Annotated in this window: 10 protein-coding genes and 1 pseudogene; 4 read left to right on the plus strand and 7 right to left on the minus strand. The window is 41.2% G+C overall.

Annotated features, from left to right (window positions below; all coding sequences use genetic code 11):
* Positions 1–128 (plus strand): annotated as a pseudogene (locus Q0212_RS04265) (IS5/IS1182 family transposase); the annotation flags it as partial.
* A gap of 119 nt (positions 129–247) precedes the next feature.
* Here the strand turns inward: Q0212_RS04265 and Q0212_RS04270 are convergent.
* The 5 genes from Q0212_RS04270 to Q0212_RS04290 all read right to left on the minus strand — a co-directional run bounded on the left by Q0212_RS04270 (position 248) and on the right by Q0212_RS04290 (position 5,031).
* Positions 248–553, minus strand: a complete 306-nt coding sequence (locus tag Q0212_RS04270; protein ID WP_297922711.1) for an IS1 family transposase — start codon at positions 551–553, stop codon at positions 248–250.
* A 92-nt stretch (positions 554–645) separates the two neighbouring features.
* Positions 646–918 (minus strand): metal-sensing transcriptional repressor, encoded by a 273-nt coding sequence (locus tag Q0212_RS04275; RefSeq protein ID WP_297922714.1) that lies wholly within the window; start codon positions 916–918, stop codon positions 646–648.
* A gap of 113 nt (positions 919–1,031) precedes the next feature.
* Positions 1,032–3,230: a catalase/peroxidase HPI gene (katG, locus tag Q0212_RS04280; protein ID WP_297922719.1), complete on the minus strand. Its 2,199-nt coding sequence runs from the start codon at positions 3,228–3,230 to the stop codon at positions 1,032–1,034.
* Between the two features lie 117 nt (positions 3,231–3,347).
* Positions 3,348–4,508 (minus strand): MFS transporter, encoded by a 1,161-nt coding sequence (locus Q0212_RS04285; protein WP_297922722.1) that lies wholly within the window; start codon positions 4,506–4,508, stop codon positions 3,348–3,350.
* A 70-nt stretch (positions 4,509–4,578) separates the two neighbouring features.
* Complete coding sequence (locus tag Q0212_RS04290; protein ID WP_297922726.1) at positions 4,579–5,031, minus strand: hotdog fold domain-containing protein; 453 nt, start codon at positions 5,029–5,031, stop codon at positions 4,579–4,581.
* A gap of 59 nt (positions 5,032–5,090) precedes the next feature.
* On the opposite strand from Q0212_RS04290, the gene Q0212_RS04295 reads away from it, so the two are divergent.
* Positions 5,091–5,681 (plus strand): TetR/AcrR family transcriptional regulator, encoded by a 591-nt coding sequence (locus tag Q0212_RS04295; protein ID WP_297922730.1) that lies wholly within the window; start codon positions 5,091–5,093, stop codon positions 5,679–5,681.
* Between the two features lie 184 nt (positions 5,682–5,865).
* Here the strand turns inward: Q0212_RS04295 and aroC are convergent, their stop codons facing one another.
* Complete coding sequence (gene aroC, locus Q0212_RS04300; RefSeq protein WP_297922733.1) at positions 5,866–6,957, minus strand: chorismate synthase; 1,092 nt, start codon at positions 6,955–6,957, stop codon at positions 5,866–5,868.
* A 112-nt stretch (positions 6,958–7,069) separates the two neighbouring features.
* Complete coding sequence (prmB, locus tag Q0212_RS04305) at positions 7,070–7,999, minus strand: 50S ribosomal protein L3 N(5)-glutamine methyltransferase (protein ID WP_297922742.1); 930 nt, start codon at positions 7,997–7,999, stop codon at positions 7,070–7,072.
* A gap of 151 nt (positions 8,000–8,150) precedes the next feature.
* Between prmB and Q0212_RS04310 the strand changes: the two genes are divergently transcribed.
* Positions 8,151–8,828, plus strand: a complete 678-nt coding sequence (locus tag Q0212_RS04310; RefSeq protein WP_297922736.1) for a Smr/MutS family protein — start codon at positions 8,151–8,153, stop codon at positions 8,826–8,828.
* Between the two features lie 5 nt (positions 8,829–8,833).
* Positions 8,834–10,567 (plus strand): hybrid sensor histidine kinase/response regulator (locus tag Q0212_RS04315; protein WP_297922739.1); only part of this gene is annotated, 1,734 nt, incomplete at its 3' end.

Below are 10,567 nucleotides of genomic sequence, written 5' to 3' on the forward strand. Positions count from 1 at the left end.
TTAAATTATTGGGTGAGCGTGTTATGGCTAGGGACTTTGATCGTCAGGTTACAGAGTTACAAGTGCGTGTCGCTATTTTAAACCGTTTCACTCATCTGGGTACGCCAGTGACTAAACGTGTCTTTTAATGTAGTTGGGGCTAAGGGCAACTTATGCCTAAACAGTAATTTGTGCAACAAAGCCCCTTAGAATAACGGACACCCTTAAAAGAGAGTAAACTCTCGTCATGTTAGAGGTGTCCGTTATTCTAAGGGCAGATCACTGGGAGCAACGTGGTCAGAATCGGATTGCTGGCTTTTTTTATCCATGTGGTGAGGGTTGTGGGTGCAACACCAAATAGACGACGCATTCCGCGCAGACTACCACGTTCAAAATACGTTTTGATGATCAACTCTTTTTGTGTTTCAGTGTATTTAACGGTGGGTTTAAGCACACTTGAACGACCACAGTCTTTACATTTGAATTGTGCATTGCCACTTTTGTTGTGGCCGTTCTTGAATATGTTGGTTGAATGGCAGCGGGTACAGTGGTGGATAAGGCTTTCTGTAATCATGATCGTGTCAAATTATGGTTAGCTATACGCTCCTTATACCAAAACACGTCTTGTTTTGACACTACGGTTTTTCTTTCATAAACCCACACTTCTCACGCATACCGCGTCAATAACTCTTTAACTTCGCTCATCCGTTGGGCAGCATCGCCTTGTTGCTCATCTAAAACATTAGTTTCAATCACACACGCCAACATCTCAAAAAAAGCCTTATCTAAAGCACGACGCGCAGCGGTCATTTGTTGCAACACCTTTTCACAATCAGCATCAGGTTGTTGAATTAATTTTTGAATACCACGAATCTGTCCTTCAACACGGGCAAGACGTTTTAACAATTCTGTTTGTTGCTTATTTTCAGGCTTATTCATGGTAAATTACTCGGTTCAATATACCCCCCATAGTATCATAGTTTAAATTTTAAAAAATAAAAATCTCCTCCCAAAACACGCGTCAGAGAGGAGATTCTTTTGCCATTTTTGGTTTATTTATTAAGATCAAATCGGTCTAAATTCATCACTTTTGTCCATGCCGCCACAAAATCTTTGACAAACTTAGCTTGATTATCTTGTTGGGCATACACCTCCGCAATGGCGCGTAATTGCGAATTTGAACCAAAAATCAAATCGACGCGCGAACCTAAATATTTAACCTGCCCTGTTTTGCGGTCACGCCCTTCAAATACATCGGCTTGCTCGGATGTTGGTCGCCAAACCGTGGCCATGTCCAACAGATTGACAAAAAAGTCATTGCTTAATTGGCCTTGTCGCGCACTAAACACGCCCATTGCCGAGCCATTATAATTTGCCCCTAAGACCCGCAAACCACCAACCAACACCGTCATTTCAGGCGCACTCAAGGTTAATAATTGCGCCTTATCAATTAATAACTCCTCAGCACCGACACTAAAGGTTTTGGCTTGATAGTTTCTAAAACCATCAGCCTGTGGCTCTAATACAGCAAAAGATTCAACATCAGTTTGTGCTTGGCTAGCATCGGTTCGGCCTGCATTAAACGGCACTGTCACAGCATGACCTGCGGCCTTTGCGGCCTGTTCAACGCCAGCATTACCTCCCAACACAATCAAATCCGCTAATGAGACTTTTTTGCCTGTCGTTTGGGTTTGATTAAATTGCTGCTGAATTTCTTGATAAACGGCTAATACTTTAGCGAGCTGTGCAGGTTGATTAACCGCCCAATCTTTTTGTGGGGCTAAACGAATACGCGCACCATTAGCACCACCACGTTTATCTGAGCCACGGAAAGTGGAAGCAGATGCCCACGCTGTAGACACTAATTCAGCGACAGTTAAACTAGATGCCAAAATTGCGGCCTTTAAGTTGGCAATGTCTTGCTCATCAATCAGTGCATAATCAGCAGCAGGAATCGGGTCTTGCCAAATTAAATCTTCAGCAGGGACTTCTTTGCCCAAATACAAAGCTTTTGGCCCCATATCACGATGGGTTAATTTAAACCATGCACGCGCAAAGGCATCGGCAAAGGCTTTAGGGTCTTGCAGAAAACGCCGCGAAATCTGTTCATAGGCTGGGTCAAAACGTAAAGATAAATCTGCCGTAGTCATCATTGGTGGATGTTTTTTACTGGGATCATGAGCATCTGGAATCATATGTTCAGGCTTACAATCTTTGGCCACCCATTGATGTGCACCTGCTGGACTTTTCGTTAACTCCCATTCATAACCAAACAACATCTCAAAATAGCCGTTATCCCATGTCGTTGGATTGGGTTTCCACGCACCTTCTATACCACTAGTTGTGGTGTGTACGCCTTTGCCTGAGCCAAACTGATTAATCCAACCTAAACCTTGCTCTTCAATCGCTGCTCCTTCAGGTTCTGCACCCACTAATTTGGGGTCGCCTGCACCATGCGCTTTACCAAAGGTGTGACCACCAGCGACCAAAGCCACCGTTTCTTCATCATTCATTGCCATACGGCCAAAGGTTTCACGCACATCTCTGCCCGAAGCGACAGGATCAGGATTACCATTTGGCCCTTCGGGATTAACATAAATTAACCCCATTTGCACAGCTGCTAAGGGATTATCTAATTGACGCTCACCTGTATAACGTTTATCACCTAACCAAGTGTCTTCATTACCCCAATAAATATCTTCTTCGGGCTGCCAAATATCCACACGGCCACCACCGAAACCAAAGGTTTTAAAGCCCATCGATTCTAAGGCAACATTGCCTGCCAAAATCATTAAATCTGCCCAAGAAATTTGATTGCCATATTTTTGTTTAATTGGCCAAAGTAAACGTCGGGCTTTATCTAAATTACCGTTATCAGGCCAACTATTCACAGGTGCAAAACGTTGATTGCCTGTACCGCCACCACCACGACCATCAGCCGTGCGATACGTACCTGCGCTGTGCCATGCCATGCGAATAAACAAACCACCATAATGTCCCCAATCGGCTGGCCACCATTCTTGGGAGTCGGTCATCAGGTTTTTAAGGTCTTGTTTTAAAGCAGAATAATCTAGTTTTTTAAAGGCTTCAGCATAATCAAAGTCGGCATCCATGGGATTAGAGGCAGGACTATGTTGATGTAAAATGGCCAAATTTAATTGTTTTGGCCACCAGTCACGATTAGAACGTGCACCGACTGTGCTACTTTTATTGTGCATTGCTGCAAAGGGACATTTAGATTCGGTAGTCATGATTTTTTCCTTCTTTATAGAGCTTACGCAGTTATCGCTTATTTGTTCGCTTAACAGGGTCAGTTTTAATAATAGAGAAGGAAAATCTATTAAACCAATAATATAAATTTTAATTTTTCATAGTTTTAAACTATGATCATTCAACCAAATATGTAGCATGATCAGCGCAGCAAACACACAAACCCCAGCAGCGATGCTATAAACCCATGTTGCGCCCCACGCTACCCAAACCATGCCTGTCAACCATGAACCTATCGCCACACCCAAGCCCCATAAGGCACTATAAACCGCTTGCCCTTGCCCTTGTTGGCCTGCATCAAACTCCCTAAAAATAAACTGCATCGCCACCGCATGAAACACCGCAAAACTAAAGGCATGAAAGGTTTGTACTGTCCACAATAACCACGGTACATCCACTGCCACGGCAATAACCAGCCAACGTACCGCTGCTAATAACAAACAAGCCATAATCAGTTGTAACTCTGAAAACTTGGCTAATAAACGATGGGTTTGGGTAAAAGCAATGACTTCCGCTAATACGCCCAATGACCACAACAAACCAATCGTGCTTCGGCTATAGTGGTGTTCTTCTAAGTACAAACTAAAAAAACTGTAATATGGCGCATGAGACAATTGCAATAAAAAGTGGGCAGCAAAAAAACTCCACAATAAGGGTTGTTTTAACAAATACAAAAATGGCTTTTTATCTTTGCTGTGTATTTGTTGTGGTGGACTAGGAATAATATAACTGCATAAAGCGGCAACAATTGCCGAAATTAACAACAGAATCGGCAACCATTTCACACTGATTAAATCTAATAAATAGCCAAAACCTGCCACCGTGGCAATAAATCCTAATGATCCCCATAAACGAATTTGACCATATAAGGCACGTTGTTCTTGAAGATGACCAATCGTCACCGCTTCAAACTGGGCTAAAATGGCATTTTGAAAAAAGCTATAGGCAAACAATACGGCTGCCATTAACCAAAAATGACTGCCAACAAAAAAGATTCCCGCCCAAAACACCGCCACCATGCTTGCACCCAAGCGCACCAATTCAATACGCTTGCCTGTGCTGTCGGCTAAATAGCCCCAAAAATTTGGCGCAAAAATGCGGGTTAACATGCCTATTGCCATTAATTGACCAATGGCTTTTTCATCAAAATGGAGCTGTTTTAAATACAAACTCCAATAGGGCATAAAGCCGCCAAGCACCGCAAAATAGAAAAAATAAAAGGCTGATAACTGCCAATATAAAGTGCGTGAAATGGGCATAAAGACGAAACAACGCTAAAAAATAACATTGTAACGTCTTTTTCTTAAAGAAAGTGACAACAGAGCCTAATCATTTATGTTTTATATTCATGGTGATTTCAGCGGTAAACACCAACTGTTGCTGAGTATCACGAATCTCAACAGGCACAATGACCTCTTTCACAGTTGACCAATCAACAGCAGGCATTTTTGCTTCAGCCACCAAATCCGTTTTTGCTTTTTTTAGATATTTGACTGTCATCCCTGAAGGAATCCAACGGCTACCTTGTGGAATTGATACATCGGTCATCAATCCTCCTGCTAATTCCGCCATATTACACATTGCAATGGCATGCACCGTTTTTAAATGATTTTGCACAGTTCTTCTATTTTTTAAGGCAACTCGGGCATAATTAGGTTCAAGTTGTTCTATGTGTGGCTGAATTGAGCGAAAATAGGGTGCAACCATACTTACCACCCAGCTAAACAAACGAGTCCCTAAGGGTAATTGTTGTGCTAAACGAAAAAGTTGTAAATTATTCATCTTGAAAGCCCTCAAACAAATTAGAATATTATTCTAGAATATTATTTTAGGCCAATACAATGACCGAAATGACCTCAAAGACACGCCCACAAGCCATATTAGCTGCTGCTTTAGATTGTTTTAATCAATATGGGATTGAAGGCACAACGATTGATATGATTCGCCAACAGTCCAATGCCAGTGTTGGCAGCATTTATCACCACTTTGGTAGTAAAGAAGACATTGCGGCTGCTTTATTTATTGAAGGGATGCGCCAGTTTGGCCAATTATTACGAGATCGAGTGAATCAAGCGCAAAGTGCTGAACAAGGTATCAAAGCGATTGTCTATGCCAACATTGCATGGATTAGTGAAAATCCTGCATGGGCAAGTTATTGTTTTCATCATCGTGGTGCGGTGAAGCATGGTTCAGCCGCCGAAACCTTTAGTGCTGATAACAAAGCTTTTCACCAGTTTTTACAAACATGGTTTACGCCGTATGTGTTATCAGGCGAAATTAAGTTATTGCCACCCACGTTAATGTCTGCATTAGTTATTGGCGCAACCCATGATTATGCCCGCCATTGGTTAGCAGGACGCACCAAAACCGCATTACAAGATCATGCTCAGATTTTGGCAGAAGCAGCATGGTTAAGTGTTAAAAAAAACTAACACACTTAATTTTGTGAACAAGTCAACATTTAGCAAAAAATCTCGCAAAAACCCTTGAATAATATGTTATAGCCATTATTATCAAGTCATCGCCCTCTCTTGCGTTGCGTGTGCTTGGCTGTTTTCCCTCCTTTTCGCCTTAGACACACGATCCTCCTCCTCGCAACTAGAGGGCTTTTTATTTTTACGGTGCAATCGGTTTTAACGGTTGTACAACGTCTGCATTCTGCGCACGATGACGCAAAAAGTGATCCATCAACACAATCGCTAACATCGCTTCAGCAATCGGCGTCGCACGCACACCCACACAAGGGTCATGACGACCTTTGGTAAGCATCTCAATCGGATTACCGTCTAAATCAATACTTTTACCTGCGGTGGTAATACTAGATGTTGGTTTAAGCGCAATCGAGACCACAATTTGTTGACCGCTTGAAATCCCTCCTAACACACCACCAGAGTGATTAGCGGTAAAGCCTTGTGGCGTTAATTCATCACGAGCTTCATGGCCAAACTGTTCAACAACAGCAAAACCATCACCAATTTCGACCGCTTTCACCGCATTAATGCTCATCATCGCATGAGCAATATCGGCATCTAAACGATCAAATACAGGCTCGCCCCAACCCACAGGCACATTGTCCGCAACCACACATAAACGTGCGCCACAGCTTGTGCCATCACGGCGTAATTGAGTAATTAATTCTTCAAATTGAGGCACAACGTTTTTGTCACCACAAAAGAAAGGATTTTGATTCACATAATCCCAATCTAACTCAGTGGCTTTAATATGGGCAATTTGTTGCACAAAGCCACGAATGACAATGCCAAATTTTTCAAATAAATACTTTTTGGCAATTGCGCCTGCGGCAACGCGCATGGCAGTTTCTCGTGCAGATGAACGGCCACCGCCCCGATAATCTCTAAAACCGTATTTTTGGCTATAGGTATAATCAGCATGACCGGGTCTAAACGTTGTGGCGATATTGCCGTAATCTTTAGATTTTTGATCGGTATTTTCGATTAATAAACCAATCGGTGTACCTGTGGTTTTACCTTCAAACACTCCCGACAAAATTTTAACTTGGTCTTCTTCTTTACGTTGTGTAGCAAACTGTGATGTACCGGGTTTACGGCGGTCTAAATCCAGTTGCAAGTCGGCTTCAGTGAGTGACAAATTCGGTGGCACACCATCCACAATCGCGCCTAATGCCAAACCATGTGACTCACCAAAGGTAGTGACACGAAATAATTGACCGATAGTATTACCTGCCATTTATAAGGCCTCCTGAAAAATTGGACTGATGCAATGCACCGCATTAAGGGCGTTTTGCGAACATAAAATCGTTGAAAACGATTGTAATGTGAGAAAATAAGCCATTATCGCATCAGTCCTTAAAAAGCTGTTGATATTGACGACATTGTTCAGCCGTTAACGCAAACACCCCAGAGCCACCCTTCTCAAACTCAATCCATGTAAAAGGCACGTCGGAAAACTCTTGGGCTAATGCCCATTCCGAGTTCCCCACTTCCACCACTAACAAACCGTCTTCGGTTAAATGCTCTGCGGCTTGTGCCAAAATTTGACGTACAATATCTAAACCATCTGCGCCTGCGGCTAAAGCCAATTCGGGTTCTTTTTGATATTCATTGGGCAAATCGGCCATATCTTGTGCGTCAACATACGGGGGATTGCTGACAATTAAATCATAACGTTGATTAGGTAATTTGCTAAACAAGTCTGATTCAATTAAGTTAACGTTTTCAATCAAGTTATGATGTTCAACGTTAACCGCTGCGACAGATAAAGCATCTAAAGAAATGTCTGTGCCATCAACAATGGCATCAGGAAAGGCATGAGCCAAGGCAATGGCAATACAACCCGAACCTGTACATAAATCTAAAATACGTTGTGGTTCTTGTTCGATGTAATCAACAAAACGGTTATTAATTAACTCTGCAATCGGTGAGCGTGGAATTAATACGCGTTCATCGACATAAAAGGGATGACCACAAAAATAGGCTAAATTTAATAAATAACCTAAAGGAATACGCTGATTAACACGCTTGTCAATTAACTCAACAATGGCTTGTTTTTCGCTACTCAACAATTTGGCATCTAAAATTTCAGCATCAGCCGACCATTGCAATGATAAACTTTGCATGACTAAGGCATTGGCCTCAGCAAACGGGTCTTCGCTACCATGACCAATATGCACATCAGCCGCACGCAAACACGTGACGGTAAAACGGATAAAATCACGAATAGTGGATAATTCAGCAACGGCTTCAGAAAAGGTTGCTGATGGTATTAACAGGGAGTCTTCCACACCCAATTCCTCACAAATAACACAATTGCCCTATTGTAGCAGTGTTCAAACAACTTCGCTTGCGTCAAAATATAGGGGTTGTTGACATTTTTACTCAACAATAGCCTCCTGCTCTATATTTGTGATATGACGACTTGTGATGAAAAACAAACTACTGAATGATTTAAAAAAGACTTTAGTGGCAGAAAAGCTTGCTGCCACTACTGTTGTAAAGCCAAAGCCTAGCCAATCAACACGTCATGATGAACATTTATCTGATGAGCAACTTTTGGCACAAGCCATGAAAGGTGTTACCCCCTTACAACTAGAAGCCACTGCCCCTGTTGAACGTCAGTTGCATAAGCGTCTTGATGATAACACCATGCTTCGACGTGCTGCAGCTGAAGGGGCAAAAGAAATCACTAATGAAGCTATTTCTGATACGATTGCCCTATTAAATCCAGTTGCCCAAGAAGCGACACTCAGCTTTAAACGCATCGGCATTCAACAAAGTGTCTTCAAAAAACTAAAAGATGGCCATTTACCTTGGCGTGCAGCTGTCGATTTGCATGGTTGTACTGTTGAACAAGCGCGTGAAGCCGTTTTACAAATTATCTTTGATGCGCAACAGGAAGGCATTACCGTCATTAAAATTGTGCATGGCAAAGGTTATAGTCAAGAAAACCAAGGCAGCTTGCTAAAAACCTGTGTCAATGGCTGGTTGCAACAACATCGAGCCGTTTTAGCGTTTCATAGTGCTACAGCCAAAGACGGGGGTAATGGTGCTGTATTTGTATTGCTGAAAAAACAACAACAAAACTCAGAGACGAAAAGGTAAACATTATGTGGCATTACTTGGCACTCTTATGTTGTGCATTGTTAAGCCTATGGACGACATCCAGTCATGCCACGATTCCGATTGATGAAAATTTTCACCATGCTGCATTGGGTACAGAGCTCAGTTATTTTTGTGACCCTAGCAACCAACTCGATATTGAAGCGATTAAAGAAAAATCGTTTGAACCCGTTGCCAAACCAGAGGTTTCATTTGGTTTTAAACAACCCACCTGTTGGTTTAAATTTAAACTAGAAAATCTACAGCCCTTCCCTGTTAAGCTGGTTTTATCGAGTAATTTTAATATCTTTGATCAAATTGATTTATTCAGTTTTTTTGGCGATCAATATATTAAAACGAGCATTGGTGACACCGTTGACTATTCAACGCGTGAGCTACAAATTCGCACACTTGCCTTGCCAATTGATCTTCCTGCACGTAGTGAAATGCAATTTTATTTGCGTGCCCAAACCACAGGCAATTTTTATTTACCCCTACAAATTTGCACCTACAACTATTTTCTCAGTGCTGGCAAACAGTATGAAAATATCTTAGGAATTGGTTATGGTATTGTCATTGGTTTATTTTTCTACCATTTGTTTTTATTGTTTTTAACTAAAGAAAAGGTTCAGCTTTTTTATATTTTATATGTGGGTTGTACCTTACTATTTTTTGCTAGCCAGCAAGGCTCTTTGTTTCAGTTTTGGCCACACGCTACTCAATGGAATAACCTGTCCTTATATAGTTTTAGTTTTTTTGCACTCAGTTCTGGATTATTTTTTTCACGTTTATTTTTAAACACCAAAAACAGCCCACGGATTCATAAAGTCTTAAAATACAGTGCTATATTTTTAGCCTTAGCAGGTATTTTTCACTTCTTATTGCCAACCGCTTTGATTGCTTCAATCAACTCACTGTTAGGGCTTTTACTGATTATTTCGCTATTTATCATTGCCTTACAACGTTATTTAGAGGGATTTGCTGAAGCCAAGCTATTTATGATTGCATGGGGTTTATTGTTAATTATTGGCGCGACCATGATTATTATGATGAATCTTGGTATGGGCAATATTAATGTGGTGATGTTACTCGCACAATTAGCATTTGCTTCGCAACAAGTGTTATTGTCGATTGGTTTAGCGCAACGGATTAATAGCCTTAAACGTGATAAAGAAGAAACCGAAAAAGAAATATCGATTGCTCAAGCCGAAAACAAAGCTAAAACCGACTTTTTAGCACGCATGAGCCACGAAATTCGCACCCCCATGAATGCGGTTTTAGGAGTGACACAACTCTTAGAAAAAACCTCACTCACCGATGTACAACAGCACTATCTTGATCTGTTAAAAAGCTCTGGCAAACTGCTGATTAGCATTATTAATGATATTTTGGATTATGCAAAAATTACTTCGGGCGGCCTGAGTTTAGAAAACACCATTTTTAATCTGCCCAAACTATTTATATCTACCCAACAAATCCTATCAACCAATGTTAAAAACAAAAATATTGAACTGATTTTTGACATTGACGATAACTTACCGCAATGGGTTGAAGGTGATCCAACACGTCTGCAACAAATTTTATTTAATTTATTAAGTAATGCTTTAAAGTTTACGCAAAAAGGCTCGGTACGTTTAGAAGTACGTCAATTATTTCAAATGAATAAAGATACTTCTCAATTACAGATTACCATTACTGATACAGGTATTGGTTTAAGCTCTGAACAACTAAAAAATTTATTT

This window comes from uncultured Agitococcus sp. (assembly GCF_937920075.1).
Lineage (GTDB): Bacteria > Pseudomonadota > Gammaproteobacteria > Pseudomonadales > Moraxellaceae > Agitococcus.

Bases quoted from the DNA above. Each gene is read 5' to 3' on its own strand.
- Q0212_RS04270 (WP_297922711.1), bottom strand. From the start codon at position 553: ATGATTACAGAAAGCCTTATCCACCACTGTACCCGCTGCCATTCAACC.
- Q0212_RS04275 (WP_297922714.1), bottom strand. From the start codon at position 918: ATGAATAAGCCTGAAAATAAGCAACAAACAGAATTGTTAAAACGTCTT.
- katG (WP_297922719.1), bottom strand. From the start codon at position 3,230: ATGACTACCGAATCTAAATGTCCCTTTGCAGCAATGCACAATAAAAGT.
- Q0212_RS04285 (WP_297922722.1), bottom strand. From the start codon at position 4,508: ATGCCCATTTCACGCACTTTATATTGGCAGTTATCAGCCTTTTATTTT.
- Q0212_RS04290 (WP_297922726.1), bottom strand. From the start codon at position 5,031: ATGAATAATTTACAACTTTTTCGTTTAGCACAACAATTACCCTTAGGG.
- Q0212_RS04295 (WP_297922730.1), top strand. From the start codon at position 5,091: ATGACCGAAATGACCTCAAAGACACGCCCACAAGCCATATTAGCTGCT.
- aroC (WP_297922733.1), bottom strand. From the start codon at position 6,957: ATGGCAGGTAATACTATCGGTCAATTATTTCGTGTCACTACCTTTGGT.
- Q0212_RS04310 (WP_297922736.1), top strand. From the start codon at position 8,151: ATGAAAAACAAACTACTGAATGATTTAAAAAAGACTTTAGTGGCAGAA.